Source organism: Vibrio paracholerae (genome assembly GCF_037672085.1).
In the GTDB taxonomy this organism is placed as follows: domain Bacteria; phylum Pseudomonadota; class Gammaproteobacteria; order Enterobacterales; family Vibrionaceae; genus Vibrio; species Vibrio cholerae.
In genome coordinates, this window is the sequence record NZ_JBBHLM010000003.1 from 39,209 (window position 1) to 53,918 (window position 14,710).

At 50.0% G+C, this 14,710-nt stretch carries 14 protein-coding genes; 7 read left to right on the forward strand and 7 right to left on the reverse strand.

Annotation, left to right across the window (positions count from 1 at the left end; all coding sequences use genetic code 11):
* Positions 1-631: 631 nt before the first annotated feature.
* The gene (gene cadC / locus R4537_RS17505) at positions 632-2,191 is read right to left on the reverse strand and encodes a lysine decarboxylation/transport transcriptional activator CadC (protein WP_071178609.1); all 1,560 of its coding nucleotides are present in this window, start codon (positions 2,189-2,191) and stop codon (positions 632-634) included.
* 226 nt (positions 2,192-2,417) lie between these two features.
* Positions 2,418-2,816 (reverse strand): Zn(2+)-responsive transcriptional regulator, encoded by a 399-nt coding sequence (zntR, locus tag R4537_RS17510; RefSeq protein ID WP_000486335.1) that lies wholly within the window; start codon positions 2,814-2,816, stop codon positions 2,418-2,420.
* A 33-nt stretch (positions 2,817-2,849) separates the two neighbouring features.
* On the opposite strand from zntR, the gene R4537_RS17515 reads away from it, so the two are divergent.
* The 3 genes from R4537_RS17515 to purD all read left to right on the forward strand — a co-directional run bounded on the left by R4537_RS17515 (position 2,850) and on the right by purD (position 6,060).
* A complete protein-coding gene (locus tag R4537_RS17515) occupies positions 2,850-3,029 on the forward strand; it encodes a hypothetical protein (RefSeq protein ID WP_000514449.1) in 180 nt (59 codons plus the stop codon).
* Between the two features lie 75 nt (positions 3,030-3,104).
* Positions 3,105-4,712 carry a bifunctional phosphoribosylaminoimidazolecarboxamide formyltransferase/IMP cyclohydrolase gene (gene purH, locus R4537_RS17520; protein WP_071178608.1) on the forward strand — a complete coding sequence of 536 codons (1,608 nt, stop codon included), beginning with the start codon at positions 3,105-3,107 and terminating at the stop codon, positions 4,710-4,712.
* A gap of 58 nt (positions 4,713-4,770) precedes the next feature.
* Complete coding sequence (gene purD, locus R4537_RS17525; protein ID WP_071178607.1) at positions 4,771-6,060, forward strand: phosphoribosylamine--glycine ligase; 1,290 nt, start codon at positions 4,771-4,773, stop codon at positions 6,058-6,060.
* A gap of 99 nt (positions 6,061-6,159) precedes the next feature.
* Here the strand turns inward: purD and R4537_RS17530 are convergent, their stop codons facing one another.
* Positions 6,160-6,849, reverse strand: coding sequence for a DUF1481 domain-containing protein (locus tag R4537_RS17530; RefSeq protein ID WP_000813299.1), 690 nt, complete (start codon positions 6,847-6,849; stop codon positions 6,160-6,162).
* A gap of 45 nt (positions 6,850-6,894) precedes the next feature.
* Complete coding sequence (hupA, locus tag R4537_RS17535) at positions 6,895-7,167, reverse strand: nucleoid-associated protein HU-alpha (RefSeq protein WP_001044507.1); 273 nt, start codon at positions 7,165-7,167, stop codon at positions 6,895-6,897.
* Between the two features lie 374 nt (positions 7,168-7,541).
* On the opposite strand from hupA, the gene R4537_RS17540 reads away from it, so the two are divergent.
* Positions 7,542-8,600 carry a CNNM domain-containing protein gene (locus R4537_RS17540; RefSeq protein ID WP_071178606.1) on the forward strand — a complete coding sequence of 353 codons (1,059 nt, stop codon included), beginning with the start codon at positions 7,542-7,544 and terminating at the stop codon, positions 8,598-8,600.
* Positions 8,601-8,607: 7 nt separating this feature from the next.
* Entirely contained in the window at positions 8,608-8,988 is a 381-nt protein-coding gene (locus R4537_RS17545) for an endonuclease domain-containing protein (RefSeq protein ID WP_071178605.1), read from the forward strand.
* A 625-nt stretch (positions 8,989-9,613) separates the two neighbouring features.
* Here R4537_RS17545 and R4537_RS17550 read toward each other — a convergent pair.
* The gene (locus tag R4537_RS17550; protein WP_000941132.1) at positions 9,614-10,201 is read right to left on the reverse strand and encodes a YjaG family protein; all 588 of its coding nucleotides are present in this window, start codon (positions 10,199-10,201) and stop codon (positions 9,614-9,616) included.
* A 73-nt stretch (positions 10,202-10,274) separates the two neighbouring features.
* Between R4537_RS17550 and R4537_RS17555 the strand changes: the two genes are divergently transcribed.
* Together R4537_RS17555 and R4537_RS17560 are read left to right on the forward strand one after the other, a co-directional pair.
* Positions 10,275-11,198 (forward strand): D-2-hydroxyacid dehydrogenase, encoded by a 924-nt coding sequence (locus tag R4537_RS17555; RefSeq protein ID WP_001058655.1) that lies wholly within the window; start codon positions 10,275-10,277, stop codon positions 11,196-11,198.
* Positions 11,199-11,286: 88 nt separating this feature from the next.
* Positions 11,287-12,525 carry a mechanosensitive ion channel family protein gene (locus R4537_RS17560; protein WP_071178604.1) on the forward strand — a complete coding sequence of 413 codons (1,239 nt, stop codon included), beginning with the start codon at positions 11,287-11,289 and terminating at the stop codon, positions 12,523-12,525.
* A 94-nt stretch (positions 12,526-12,619) separates the two neighbouring features.
* On the opposite strand, the gene R4537_RS17565 is transcribed toward R4537_RS17560, so the two are convergent.
* Together R4537_RS17565 and R4537_RS17570 are read right to left on the reverse strand one after the other, a co-directional pair.
* Complete coding sequence (locus R4537_RS17565) at positions 12,620-13,936, reverse strand: MBL fold metallo-hydrolase (RefSeq protein ID WP_071178603.1); 1,317 nt, start codon at positions 13,934-13,936, stop codon at positions 12,620-12,622.
* A 104-nt stretch (positions 13,937-14,040) separates the two neighbouring features.
* On the reverse strand, positions 14,041-14,415 hold the full coding sequence (locus tag R4537_RS17570) for a VanZ family protein (protein WP_057573463.1): 375 nt from the start codon (positions 14,413-14,415) through the stop codon (positions 14,041-14,043).
* Between the last annotated feature and the right edge of the window lie 295 nt (positions 14,416-14,710).

Here is a 14,710-nt window from a genome sequence, read left to right on the forward strand (position 1 = left end):
GTGCAATCACCTGCGCTACCTCGCTAAATTTCGAAGTGCAGAGTACGCCCAAAAAAACGAAAAAAAATAAACTTCCGCTTATCAATAAAATGATGAGCCAAGCATGAGTTTCTTGATATCAACCTGATAAACACCACCAATAAACCTCTTTATTTTCATATCATTAATAAAAAACCTAAAAATATCAGGAGAGACAACTAAAAATATCAAGGTGAAAACATCACGCTAAATGCTGCTCTGAGGAAGTATCAGGAGGAAGGTTTATCGCCAAAAAACGGTTGGTCTTGCCATAAGATTTGTCACTCCACTGGCAAGACGCTCGATGAAGCGATATCCATTGGCAGAGAATGCCAATGACGCTCACTGAATTTGGCTTGGAGAATAGGCTCAAACGAATGGCCATTAATGGCCATGAGAAGTTAAACGGTTAGTGAGTACATAGACATCGTTCGATGTCATTAGCGGGCGTTTTTCAGTCAGAAGGATTCGAGAGATAAAGCGGCGCGCCCTCCCCTTTAAACCGTGCTAAAGCCAGTTCGGAGAAAAAAGGCGCAAGTTCGCTCTATACCCTTCTTACCAGTCATTCCAAGTCGTTTGGGGATAGAGAGATGAAATTGACCGTAGACGAGCGTTACAGTAAACGAACCACCGAAGGATGCACCGAGCGGTACATGGCGTAATCAATGGATTTTAAGTTGGAGTGGAACACCAAGTTTTCGCACAACAGATAAGTTTCCAGCGACGTGTCCATATAAAACGCTTCACTGTAGGCATCGCTTGCGCCATCCAGATCGCCTTTGAGTTCAGCATGCTTGCCTTGCAGCACATATGAAAGCACCGATTCCCGCAAACCCTGAGCTTGCGCCAAATAGCGCGTGGCCGCTTCCACTTGGTTTTCGACTGTTGCTTGCAGTGCTAAAGCCTCATAAATGCGTGGCTGCACCACCGTTTGGGGGGAGTAACTCACCTGCTGCAACTGCTCACTCAACACCAGCATGCGATCTTGATTGAGCGCCTGATCTGGACTGATCGCTTGCTGCACATGGTAGGCAATCAGTAATTCGGCTTGGACATAATGGTTATCCGGCTCTAATTTCAGCACTTGCTCCAATAAATAAATGCCTTTTTGGAACTGCTGGCGATCGGCAACATTCAAGTAATGATTGGCGCGCACATACAGCCCCAATGCCGCCGGTTGACGCGGAAAATCCACCAACAAACGCTGCGCTTGCTGCTCTGCATTCGGGATTTTCAACGCTTGCATTACATCCCACTCGGCACTTTTCAGCACAGAGGCCAGATGTTGGCTATCGAGCGGATATTGGCGACTAAACAGCACCGCATCGGAAGAGTTGTTCTTAAGCTCAAGATCTAAAAACTCATGTCCATCTTTGTCATTGACTCGCACCATGATCGACTTACCGGGCAAAATGCCTGAGCTGTAAGCCGTTTTGCCGAGAATCACTCGATAATCACTCACCTGGGTCAGATCGGCCATCAGCTTTTGTGCGATACCATCGGCAAGCTCATGCGTGAGCGCCTGAGCATGAAAACCGTCTTGGAACTTAAATTCAATCAGATGGGTATCCACCACTTGGGTGATGCGCACTTGAGACTGCTGCACAGTAAAAAAGCCCATCGCTACAATCACCAAGCCAATCCAGATCGCATTGAGCAGGTTTAAGCGCCAACGGCTGACATTCGGCTTGCTTGATTTCTTCGGCTGCTGACTTTGGCACACGGCGCGCGTTAACGGGCCGGCAGGAAATACAATCTCGGGAACGGCGTCTTCCACGTCGTCGATATCGTCCGTCAAACCGACATCACTGGCTGCCGACTCTTCTTGGCGAGAAACGTAAGGATTGCCATCGAGACGCTGCACATTCGCGACTAACTTATAGCCACGCTTAGGCACCGTCACCACATAGCTGAGGTTTTCTTCGCGTCCGTCGCGCAATAGCTTACGCAACTCAAAAATGGATTGAGTGACCACTTGGTCGGTGACAATCGCCCCGTCCCAGACATGTTGAATGAGTTCCTCACGGCCGAATACCTCTCCGGCATGCTCCGCAAGAAAATGCAGCAAGTTAATAAGACGCGGCTCGGCCGAGACCTCCCTATCTTGGCGATACAGCTTATTCTCATCAATGCACAGAACCCAGTCATTGATTTGAAAACAGATTCCAATCATAGAATAGCTCTTTGTATCAGGAAGATAGCATCGGTAAGCAGCACAATACGCGATGGCAGTACGCACCGATGAAGAGCGAAATTATAAGTGCACTACTCTATTTCACCTACTATTGATAAGGCTAAAAATTGCAAACTTAGGTTGTTTAACCATCAGACAACCTCATTCCTAGTGGTAAAAACTAAATTACCCTTATCAATCAGAATATAAATTAGGTGTTATTTCTCTACTCTAACGCGGCTAAAATCGAGCAGTGGCTGGCGTTATCTTCGACATGCCCGCAGCAGGCATCATTGATTTTTTTCAGCGCGCTGCGAATACGGGTCAGCTCTTCAATCTTTTGGTCGATCACCGCCAGCTTAGCGCTGGTGATCGCTTTCACCTCGGCGCAGCTGTGTTCGGTCGCTTCCAAACGTATTTCGAGCAGCTCTTTAATCTCTTCGAGGCTCAGCCCTAACTCTTTGGCTTTTAAAATAAACGTGACTTGTTGCTGGCTCTTTTCATCGTACAGTCGATAGCCCGACTCGGTGCGCGTTGCCGGAGCAATCAGCTCATTTTTTTCATAGAAACGCAGTGTATCGGTAGAAACGCCGCAGCGTTTGGCTAACTCTCCAATCTGAAACATCACTCCTCCTCCTCCCTGACTACTTGGAGTAGTTTGGGGAAATTTAAGCTTTCGTTAAAATTTGTGCTTGAAAAACCGTTTTTTAGCGATTATTTTTCCCATGCCAAACGATTGCGCGAGATCTTTTGTAATAAATTGGTTAGAATACGCGCCATTCAAATCGCGGCGGATAAGGTATTTCCCCAAATGGCTCTGTTGTTTTTTGCGCAGTGAGGCTTTGCAGCGAGCTTCCCCAACACCGCACAGCAGATCACTTTCGGCAAATATCTTTTAAAGGAAAATGGAAGCATGAACAACGCTCGTCCTATTCACCGTGCGCTTCTCAGCGTATCAGATAAAACCGGCATTGTTGAGTTCGCAAAAGCGCTTGCAGAGCGCGGCGTTGAACTTCTCTCCACCGGTGGCACCGCTCGTCTATTGGCTGAACAAGGCCTGACGGTAACGGAAGTCTCCGATTACACCGGTTTCCCAGAAATGATGGACGGACGCGTCAAAACCCTGCACCCGAAAGTGCATGGCGGTATTTTAGGCCGTCGCGGCCAAGATGATGCGGTGATGAACACCCACGGCATTCAGCCGATCGATATGGTGGTGGTGAACCTCTATCCTTTCGCCCAAACCGTAGCCAATCCAAATTGCACGCTGGCTGATGCGGTGGAAAACATCGATATCGGCGGGCCAACCATGGTGCGCTCTGCGGCGAAAAACCATAAAGATGTGACCATTGTGGTGAATGCGCACGATTACGAGCGTGTGATCCGCGAAATGGATGCCAACCACAACTCCCTGACCTTAGCCACGCGTTTTGATCTGGCCATCTCTGCTTTTGAACATACCGCGGCGTACGATGGCATGATTGCCAACTACTTCGGCACGCTGGTGCCTTCTTATGGTGATAACAAAGAAGGCGATGAAGAATCGCTTTCTTTAAAAAGTAAATTCCCACGCACGTTCAATGCGCAGTTCATCAAAAAGCAAGATATGCGTTACGGCGAAAACAGCCACCAAGCAGCCGCTTTCTATGTTGAAGCCAACCCACAAGAAGCCTCAGTGGCAACCGCGCACCAAATCCAAGGTAAAGCCCTTTCTTACAACAACATTGCCGATACCGATGCCGCACTGGAGTGCGTCAAAGAGTTCAGCCAGCCAGCCTGTGTGATTGTCAAACACGCGAACCCATGTGGTGTAGCGTTGGGCGATGATCTTCTGCAAGCCTACAACCGCGCTTATCAAACTGACCCAACCTCAGCATTTGGCGGCATCATTGCTTTTAACCGCGAGCTGGACGGCGAAACCGCAAAAGCGATCATCGAGCGTCAGTTTGTGGAAGTGATCATTGCGCCGAAAGTCTCGCAAGCCGCGATCGACGTCGTCGCAGCCAAACAAAACGTACGTTTGCTGGAATGTGGTGAATGGCAAGGCCAAACCACAGGATTTGATTTGAAGCGCGTGAATGGTGGCTTATTGGTGCAAGATCGTGACCAAGGCATGGTGGCACAAGATGACCTACAAGTGGTTTCGACTCGTCAACCTAGCGACGCTGAGCTGAAAGATGCCCTGTTCTGCTGGAAAGTAGCGAAATACGTGAAATCCAACGCGATTGTGTACGCCAAAGGCGACATGACCATCGGCATCGGCGCAGGCCAAATGAGCCGTGTTTATTCAGCGAAAATCGCGGGAATCAAAGCCGCCGATGAAGGCTTGGAAGTCGCGGGCAGCGTGATGGCTTCGGATGCTTTCTTCCCCTTCCGTGATGGGATTGATGCAGCCGCCGCCGCAGGCATTACCTGTGTGATCCAACCGGGTGGTTCAATGCGCGACCAAGAGGTGATTGATGCCGCCAACGAACACGGTATGGCGATGATCTTCACCGGTATGCGTCACTTCCGTCATTAATTGGCATGATTGGTATGGGGTGCCACGCGCCCCATCTTGTTTAAGTAAGGATTTCACAATGCAAGTTCTCATCATCGGCTCTGGCGGTCGCGAACACGCACTGGCGTGGAAAGTGGCACAAAACCCACAAGTTGACACCATCTACGTCGCGCCCGGCAATGCGGGTACTGCCCTTGAGCACAAGGTGCAAAACGTCAACATTGGCATCACCGACATTCCAGCACTGGTTGCCTTTGCCCAAGATAAAGCGATTGAGCTGACCATTGTTGGCCCAGAAGCACCACTGGTGATTGGTGTGGTCGATGCGTTTCGTGCAGCGGGTCTGCCGATTTTTGGCCCAACCCAAGGCGCAGCGCAACTGGAAGGCTCCAAAGCCTTCACCAAAGATTTCCTCGCGCGTCACAACATCCCAACTGCGGCTTACGCTAACTTCACTGAAATTGAGCCAGCACTAGCGTATGTACGTGAAAAAGGTGCGCCGATTGTAGTGAAAGCGGACGGTTTAGCGGCGGGCAAAGGCGTGATTGTTGCCATGACTCTGCAAGAGGCCGAAGACGCAATTCAAGACATGCTGGCTGGTAATGCGTTTGGTTCAGCAGGCAGCCGTGTGGTGGTTGAAGAATTCCTTGATGGAGAGGAAGCGAGCTTTATCGTCATGGTTGATGGTGAAAACGTCCTGCCTATGGCCACCAGCCAAGATCACAAACGCGTGGGCGATGCCGATACTGGCCCGAACACCGGCGGTATGGGTGCTTACTCACCAGCACCAGTGGTGACACAGGACGTCCATGATCGCGTAATGCGTGAAGTGATTTACCCAACCGTGCGCGGTATGGCAGCCGAAGGCAACACCTACACAGGCTTCCTATACGCGGGTTTGATGATTGATAACACTGGCGCACCGAAAGTGATTGAGTACAACTGCCGCTTTGGTGACCCAGAAACCCAACCGATCATGATGCGTCTGCAATCGGATCTGGTTGAGCTGTGCCAAGCAGCAATTGCGGGTAAGCTGGATCAAGTGGAATCGAAGTGGGACCCACGCGCCTCGATCGGTGTGGTTCTCGCCGCCGGCGGCTATCCGGGCGATTACGCTAAAGGTGAGGTGATTTCAGGTCTACCGACTCAAGAAAGCGCAGGACAAAAAGTGTTCCACGCCGGCACCGAAACCCAAGGCGACCAAGTGGTTACGAATGGCGGTCGCGTATTGTGTGCCACTGCACTCGGCAATACCGTATTAGAAGCGCAGCAACGCGCTTACCAACTGGCGGATCAAATCCACTGGAATGGTATGTTCTGCCGCCGCGATATCGGTTATCGCGCGATTGCACGCGAGCAAGCCAAGTAAGCGGGCATCCATCTTCTTATCAATAGAAAAAAGCGCGAACTTCGCGCTTTCTTATTCGATAGGTTTTTTATTCGATTGGATTGGCAAACATGGGCCGATTTAATCAAGCAACTCCGGCTCTTTCACACAATCGTGACCCGCATCATCGAGCAACAGCAGCTCGTCGATATGCACTTTGCCGTTACGGATCTTGCCTAAAAACGCCACATAGCTTTCGATAGAAGCTAGGCGGTTAAACACAAAGCTGGGCAAACTTTGATTAAACTCGACGCGCTGATACTCAGCGCCCTGACAAGTCTCAAAGGTTTTACCATTCCAGTAGCCTTGGATCAGCTCTAAACCTTGTTTGTCCTGCTCTTTGGTTGCCTCTGCCACCGCTTTGGCTTGCAAAACGTAGTGAGCCAGTTGCTCTTCATTCATCGGCAGTACTTTTCCGCCCAACCGATACTGCTGATACACCGCTTCGCCTTCTTTGCTAAAACGAATATGGACGCGAAACGGCACCAACTTCTTACCATCCAGATGCTCACCTTCACGGCGAATCTCACGCACTTGTCCCTCTTCCCAGCGATAGCTGGTTTGATAACTGCCGTAGTCACCGGAGGTCACGTAGTCTGAGGCTGAGCTCGGTTTTTGAAAGCGTTCGGTATACCAGTAAAAACTGGTCGCATCACCAATCGTTTTACCACCAGTAAATTGATTGATCTGCTCTACATTGGGATTAGGAGTAGACGAGCACCCGGCCAATAAACCAGAGAGCAAAAAAAGAAAGGATAACTGCTGCTTCATAAACAAAAACGCCGAGATGTTCAATCTCGGCGTAGTATAAAGCAATTACTTGATCGCGTCTTTCAGCGCTTTACCTGCTACGAATGCAGGAACGTTAGCTGCCGCAATTTTGATCTCTTCACCGGTCTTTGGATTACGGCCAGTACGAGCAGAACGATGATTAACTTTGAATGTACCAAAACCAATCAGTTGTACTTGGTCGCCGTCTTTCAGAGCACCTTCAACCGCACCCAGAGTCGCTTCAAGAGCTGCTTTCGCTTGCACTTTAGTCAGGTCCGCTTTCTCTGCGATAAAGTCGATCAATTGGGTCTTGTTCATTTAGGTTTCCCTTCTCAATAGGTTATCGAATCGAGCTCACTCTAAAACATAAATGCCCGCTCTGGCAAAGGTTTGTCGCGCAACTTTCGCTTTTATGACGCACTTTTAACCGTAATCTGAGTAACAACTCACAATTTGTTACTAATCCAGCCACAGGTTTACTTGTAATTGAGTGAGAGAAACCTTATTTAAAAAGGGCTAATCGACTGGGAAGCCTGTCATTTCAATCGATTTAGTGACTGAAAAAAGCACTTTCGGCTCCTTCAGGCGAAGCGATTTTTCTTCATATTCTCCCTGTGCTTTGCAGCCTTTTTTACCGCGAAGATAGTGAGAAGAAAAGAGTTCGAACGTGCACTTTAAAACCAAGGAATTTTATGTTTCTGCTTGCGATATGTATCTCTGTCGCGATTGGCGTATCGTTTATCTGTTCAGTTTTAGAAGCGGTACTCTTAAGTATTACCCCAAGCTATCTAGCCCAGTTACGCCAACAAGGCCACCCTGCGGCTAATCGCCTAGCAGGCCTAAAGGCGGATATCGACCGCCCACTCGCCTCGATTCTGACCCTCAATACCATTGCGCACACCATAGGTGCTGCGACGGCGGGCGCACAAGCGGCGGTGGTGTTTGGTAGCCAGTGGCTTGGCCTGTTCTCTGCTGTGCTCACCCTAGGCATTCTGGTGCTGTCGGAAATCGTGCCCAAAACCATAGGTGCGACCTACTGGCGTGAACTCGCTCCCCAAGCTTCTCTCGTGCTGCGTTGGATGGTATGGGCGCTGACGCCGTTCGTCTGGTTCTCAGAGCAGATCACTAAGCGCCTCGCGCGCAAAGTCGAAGCGCCAAAGCTACGTGACGAAATCTCCGCGATGGCGATGTTGGCCAATGAAAACGGTGAGTTTGCTGAAGGCGAATCCAAAATGCTGAACAACTTACTGGCGATTCAAAATGTGCCAGTAACGCAAGTTATGACGCCGCGCCCGGTACTGTTTCGCGTTTCAGCGGATCTAACGATTGATGAATTTATCGAGCAGCACCGCGATACTCCGTTCTCGCGCCCGCTGATTTACAGCGAAGAGAAAGACAACATTGTCGGCTTTGTGCACCGCCTTGAGTTGTTTAAAGAGCAGCAAAATGGCCAAGGAAACTTGCTACTGGGCGATGTGATGCGCCCAATCCATGTGGTGCTCAACACCTTGAGCCTACCAAAAGCCTTCGATCAGATGATGCAAAAACGCTTGCAACTTTCGGTCGTGGTAGACGAATACGGCTCAGTGCAGGGTTTGCTGACCTTAGAAGACATCTTCGAGCACTTGCTCGGCGAAGAGATTATCGATGAGGCGGATCGCACAACCGATATGCAGCAACTGGCCACCGAACGCTGGGAGCACTGGAAGCGTCAGCATCGCATGATCGAAAGCCGCGACGAAGTGGAATAAAAAACGGATGGACTCCAACCCCCAACGTTCAAAAGTGTTTCGTCAATACTTACGCAATAATATGACGCATCCTGAACAACGTTTATGGCAACACCTGCGCCATTTTCAGCTAGGCGTTAAATTTCGTCGCCAATTTGGGGTTGGTAATTACGTTCTGGACTTTTACTGCTCTACATACAAGTTGGCGGTAGAGATTGATGGCGATTCTCATTTTTCCGAAGGTGGAAAAATTCATGATGAGCAACGTACGGCCTACTTGAAACGGCATGGTATTCGGGTTGTTCGTTATACAAACCAAGAGGTAGAACAACAGCTCACAGATGTTATTGAGGATATCTTTCGTCATTTACAGGCTTGCATCCTCGAGCATCAAAATACCCCACCCTAACCCTCCCCTAAAAGGGGAGGGAAACAAGCTTAATCTTGCTGATTGATAAAGAGAATGGCTCTTACACCTCTCCCTTATAGGGCAACCTAAGCAACCGATCTTGCCCCTCCCCCTTCTAGGGGGAGGATGGGAGGGGGTATTTCACGCCAAACCAAGCAACGTAGGCATCGGTGAGCGCCAAATACCCCACCCTAACCCTCCCCTACAAGGGGAGGGAAACAAGCTTAATCTTGCTGATTGATAAAGAGAATGGCTCTTACACCTCTCCCTTATAGGACAACCTAAGCAACCGATCTTGCCCCTCCCCCTTCTAGGGGGAGGATGGGAGGGGGTATTTCACGCCAAACCAAGCAACGTAGGCATCGGTGAGCACCAAATACCCCACCCTAACCCTCCCCTAAAAGGGGAGGGAAACAAGCTTAATCTTGCTGATTGATAAAGAGAATGGCTCTTACACCTCTCCCTTATAGGGCAACCTAAGCAACCGATCTTGCCCCTCCCCCTTCTAGGGGGAGGATGGGAGGGGGTATTTCACGCCAAACCAAGCAACGTAGGCATCGGTGAGCGCCAAATACCCCACCCTAACCCTCCCCTACAAGGGGAGGGAATGATGATAAAGAGGAAATTACAACTCCACCCCAATATTGCTGACCCCTTCTTCGCGCAGCTCTTTGCGTAGGTCTTTGATGAGATCAATGTCGCGCTCGACGGCTTCACGCAGCGGGCGGAAAATCGCCCACTGTACATCCCACTCGGCGCACACGGCTTCATTCTCTTTTTGGTTATCGTTGGTGATGGCTTCACCGGTTTGTGCTTCTTCCAGTTGAGCGACGGTTTGTACCGAAATCTGGCTCACTTTGATCATAGATTCCGCTAAATCATCACGATCCAACAAACCATGCAGCAGGGTGGCCAAGCCTTCACAGGCATCAATCGCGGGATACACGGCGTACAGATCAAACGCATCCGAAGTTGGGATCAGCTCTTCGAGCTTTTCAAGCTGATGCTCAAAGTTCACTTTGGCATTTTTTACCGTCATCAATTCCCACACGCTGTCGAGAATGTCACGGTAGATACGCGCCTCAGCAAACTGCGTGTGCTCACAGAACATAGCGTAATTCGGATACATACGTTCACACAGACAGGCCATAAAGGTAATCTGTTGCCAAGGTTCAAACTTCTCAAGACGAAGCTGTAGAGGGTTTTGTAACATAGTCACTTCAAATCGTTGCGGAAAAAGACAGCGGAAGTGTACTGGATAACCATAAGGGAAAAAAGACGCGCCTATGAACAATTTCCACCAGCTGTATATTCTGACTGAACATGATGAACACTACCGCGAGCTGATCCTTGAGCGCCAACTGGAAGGGCTCGCCTTAACAGAAGATCGCGCCAAGGCCACGATTTTGTTGGCCGCACCGCCGATGGCCGCTCGCCGTTTGGATGAGTTTCCGCGCTTGCAATGGCTGCATTCCGCCTATGCCGGCGTCGATACCTTAATGGACCCCAAACTGCGCAAAAACTATCTGCTGACCAACGTCAAAGGCATCTTCGGGCACCTGATCGCCGAGTATGTGATGGGTTACGCTATCCAATATCAGCGCGATTTTCGCCTGTATCAAACCCAACAAGCTGAGCGCCTTTGGCAGCCGCGCCCTTACTCTTCACTTGCCAATCAAACCCTAGTGATTTTGGGTACCGGCTCGATTGGTAGCCATTTAGCCCATGTGGCTAAACAGTTTGGGCTGCGAGTAGTGGGCGTCAATCGTACCGGCATTCCGGCCAAAGAAGGGCATTTTGATGCCACTTATCACATCAGTGAGCTGCCAGCCGCTTTAATGCGCGCCGACTTACTGGTGAATACGCTGCCCAATACCCCCGCAACCGAAGGGCTGCTCAATCAAGAAAATCTTCGCCACTGCCACCAAGCGCTGCTGTTTAACGTCGGGCGTGGCAAAACGTTAGTAGAGCAGGATCTGCCGGATTTAATTGCAGCAGGACACATTCGCCACGCGTTTTTGGATGTGTTTATCAAAGAGCCACTCGCTCAAGATCACCCATTCTGGGACAATCCGGCGATCACCATCACACCGCACATCGCGGCGGTCAGCTTTCCAGAGCAAGTGGTCGATATCTTCGCCGATAACTACCAACGTTGGTGCGATAATTTGCCACTGCGTAATCAGATTGATTTTGAAAAAGGCTACTAAACAACGGCAGGATCGTCTTAAAGGTGCTACATAGCAAGCGATCAGGCTTTGCTGTACCATGGCGCACATATTGCTTAAGGAGTAAACCATGCTTGAAACATTAACCTTGTGGTTACAACAGTTTGATATTGATATTGACCGCGTGGTTAAAATCGCCGAAGCGCTCGGATTGATCACCGCTATTTCGATTGCCATTCATCTGGTGTTACACCGCGGAGTCCTGATTTGGCTCAAGCGTCACACTCACCATGAGCAAAGCGTTTGGCGCAATGCTCTGTTTAAAGAACAACTGTTTAGCCGCGCCGCTCTACTCATCCAAGGTATTGTAATTTCGGTACAAAACCAATTGTGGCTCACCCCCAATACCTTTGCCTACGATGTGCTACACACCATCACTTCGTTGTGGATTGTGCTGTTTGGCATGCTGGCCACATATTCGGTACTCAACGTATTGGAAACGCTGCTGAGCAGAACTCAAGTGGGTAAAAACCTACCCACGCGCGGTATTTTGCAAAGTATCAAGCTGATTGTGTTTATTATCGCGGCGCTGTTTTTCACCTCAATTTTAATCGGTAAGTCGCCGGTTATTCTGCTCAGCGGCTTAGGTGCGATGACCGCCGTCTTTATGTTGGTGTTTAAAGACCCGATCCTCGGCTTAGTTGCAGGGGTACAGCTTTCTGCCAACAAAATGCTCTCGGTCGGTGACTGGTTGGAAATGCCCAAATATGGCGCGGATGGTTCGGTAATTGATATCAGCCTAACCACAGTCAAAGTGCAGAACTGGGATAAAACCATCACCACCATTCCAAGCTACGCTCTGATTTCAGATTCCTTTAAAAACTGGAAAGGCATGCAAGAGTCTGGCGGTCGCCGCATCAAACGCAGCATTTTGATTGATGCCACCAGCGTGCATTTTTTAACAGAAGAAGAGAAACAAGCGCTGAAAAAAGCGCAACTGCTTGAGCCGTACTTGGTCGAGAAAGAGCAAGAGATCAGCAGCTACAACCAACAAAAACATTGGGATTTGGCCTGCCGTATCAATGGCCGCCGCCTGACCAACATCGGCAGTTTCCGCGCTTATTTAGAGCGCTACCTGCGGAATCACCCCAATATTCACCAAGATATGACGCTGATGGTGCGTCAGTTAGCGCCCACTCACGATGGCATTTCGCTAGAGGTGTACTGCTTTACCAGCACCACAGTGTGGGTGGAGTATGAGCGTATTCAGTCGGATATTTTTGATCATATCTACGCGGTACTGCCCGAGTTTGACTTGCGCGTCTCGCAAGCCCCCACAGGCAATGACTTTCGCGCTCTGAGAGGCTAAACACAGTCCCTCCCTTCGCGCGCATCGATCTTACACCTCCCCCTTCTAGGGGGAGGACGGGAGGGGGTATTTCACACCAAGCCAAGCTCCCAACTCAAAGCACCGAATATCCGAGTTGAGTAAGCTCAGCCGCGAACGCTTGCTTGGCTGCGGCTTCACCGTGGATGAGGTGCACTTGCTTGGGCTTTTCAGGAATGCCGGTAATAAAGCGCAGCAAATCCGCTTTATCGGCGTGGGCGGAATAACCGGACATCGTATGAATATGCGCGTTGACTTCCACTTCAGTCCCCTCAATCCAGACCGAAGGTTGACCACTTTGAATACTGCGCCCAAGCGTACCTTCAGCTTGAAAACCAGCCAAAATCAGGTCAGTTCGCTTATCCGGCAGCAGCGCCTTTAAATAATCCATAATGCGGCCGCCCTGACACATCCCCGAAGCCGCCACCACAATCGCCGCCTCTCCGGTTGAGGCTAAACGGTTAACCAAACGCTCATGGGTTCGGTGATCTTCCACCGTAATACACTGCTCAAACGCCAACGGATGCCGATGCATTTGCAGCCGCGCTTTGGCTTCTCGTCCCCATAACTGCTTAAAGCGACGATAAGAACGCGTCACTCGCTGCGCCATCGGCGAATCGAGAATAATCGGCAAATTAGCATCAATTTGCTGAGAAAAGATAAGCTGCTCAATATCAAAGAGCAGCTCTTGCGTGCGCCCGACACTGAACGCCGGGATCAAAATCGCACCGCCGTCAGTCAGTGAGCGCTCAATCATCGCGCGCAGCCGCTGCCCTCGGCTCTGCACATCCTCGTGCTGCTTATCGCCATAAGTGGTTTCAATAAACAGATAATCGGCCCGCTCTGGCGACTGCGGATCGGGCAACAAAGGCGTATGGCTTGGCCCCAAATCCCCCGAAAACACCACCACCTCACCATTCGGACGCCGAATTTCCACATACGCCGAGCCCAAAATATGCCCCGCAGGCTGAAAGCGCACCCAGAGCGAATCAGCACGCTTAGGCTGCACCGCAAACCACTTTTGATAATCTTGCACCCGCAGCAAACGGCGCACCTCGGTCAGTACGCGCTCACTCTGCTTGGGAGACATGCCTAACTGCAGCTTTAAACCATCTTCCAGCATCAATGGCACCAGCTCCGCCGTTGCCGCCGTACAGTAAATCGGCTGCTTAAAACCGGCTGCCAATAACCAAGGCAAACGGCCAATATGGTCGATGTGCGCATGGGTTAAGATCAGAGCATCCACATGCCCCAGTGCAAACTCCACCGCCAACGGGCGTCCATCCGCCCCTTGAAACAAGCCGCAATCAATCAGCAGCGCTTGCCCATCGGCTCGCAATTCATGGCATGAACCCGTGACACTCGCCTTCCCTCCGTGATGAACCACTTCCATGTTGTTTCTCCTGTTTTGCGCCACACTTTTTGCGCCACCTTGCCGTGGTTAGCTCGCCTCAGCAACGCACCGAGCTACCAAAGTGCGAGCCAATCACCACAAACTCAGCGATAAGCAACAGCCCATCGACAAAACAGTGCGTAAATCACCACACCCAACAGCACGCCCGCGCCATTGGCGGCCATATCTGCCCATGAGAACTCACGCCCAATCGATTCTTGAACAAACTCCGCCACCACACCAAAAACAAACAGCAGCAGCGGCGCAATCCATACTCGGCGTGATAATCCTGCACACCCGAGCAGCGTCAGCACCAAATAAGCCAAAGTGTGCTCCGCCTTATCAATGTAGGGCACATCGATCACCTTAACTAAAGACGGAGAAAAGGAGAGATAACACACCGCAGCCAACACCAGAATACCGAGGTAGCGAGCAAGTTTAGAACCGTTAATATTAAAAATTCGATTTTTGAAGCCCATTAATTCCCACATTTATAAACATCCGTAGAGCAGCACTGAAATCAACCAACAATCATTCATTGTGGTGAATTTTTAGCCAAACAAATTAATCTCAAGAATACTGAGAATATAGAAATGCTCATTCTTTCGACACAGATAACACCAAAATCAATTTCCCAATTAATGACTCCATCTTGAAACAGTTTACGTACAAACAACAGTAAACAATGAAATTCATCGCATTATTTAGACTAGGTTCTAACCAAACGACCGTCAAAGTGGTCACTCTTTGAGCTAAAAAATCCAAGTTCATAAA

Excerpts from the sequence above, each read along its gene's own strand:
- cadC (WP_071178609.1), bottom strand. The coding sequence starts at position 2,191 with ATGATTGGAATCTGTTTTCAAATCAATGACTGGGTTCTGTGCATTGAT.
- zntR (WP_000486335.1), bottom strand. The coding sequence starts at position 2,816 with ATGTTTCAGATTGGAGAGTTAGCCAAACGCTGCGGCGTTTCTACCGAT.
- purH (WP_071178608.1), top strand. The coding sequence starts at position 3,105 with ATGAACAACGCTCGTCCTATTCACCGTGCGCTTCTCAGCGTATCAGAT.
- purD (WP_071178607.1), top strand. The coding sequence starts at position 4,771 with ATGCAAGTTCTCATCATCGGCTCTGGCGGTCGCGAACACGCACTGGCG.
- R4537_RS17530 (WP_000813299.1), bottom strand. The coding sequence starts at position 6,849 with ATGAAGCAGCAGTTATCCTTTCTTTTTTTGCTCTCTGGTTTATTGGCC.
- hupA (WP_001044507.1), bottom strand. The coding sequence starts at position 7,167 with ATGAACAAGACCCAATTGATCGACTTTATCGCAGAGAAAGCGGACCTG.
- R4537_RS17540 (WP_071178606.1), top strand. The coding sequence starts at position 7,542 with ATGTTTCTGCTTGCGATATGTATCTCTGTCGCGATTGGCGTATCGTTT.
- R4537_RS17545 (WP_071178605.1), top strand. The coding sequence starts at position 8,608 with ATGGACTCCAACCCCCAACGTTCAAAAGTGTTTCGTCAATACTTACGC.
- R4537_RS17550 (WP_000941132.1), bottom strand. The coding sequence starts at position 10,201 with ATGTTACAAAACCCTCTACAGCTTCGTCTTGAGAAGTTTGAACCTTGG.
- R4537_RS17555 (WP_001058655.1), top strand. The coding sequence starts at position 10,275 with ATGAACAATTTCCACCAGCTGTATATTCTGACTGAACATGATGAACAC.
- R4537_RS17560 (WP_071178604.1), top strand. The coding sequence starts at position 11,287 with ATGCTTGAAACATTAACCTTGTGGTTACAACAGTTTGATATTGATATT.
- R4537_RS17565 (WP_071178603.1), bottom strand. The coding sequence starts at position 13,936 with ATGGAAGTGGTTCATCACGGAGGGAAGGCGAGTGTCACGGGTTCATGC.
- R4537_RS17570 (WP_057573463.1), bottom strand. The coding sequence starts at position 14,415 with ATGGGCTTCAAAAATCGAATTTTTAATATTAACGGTTCTAAACTTGCT.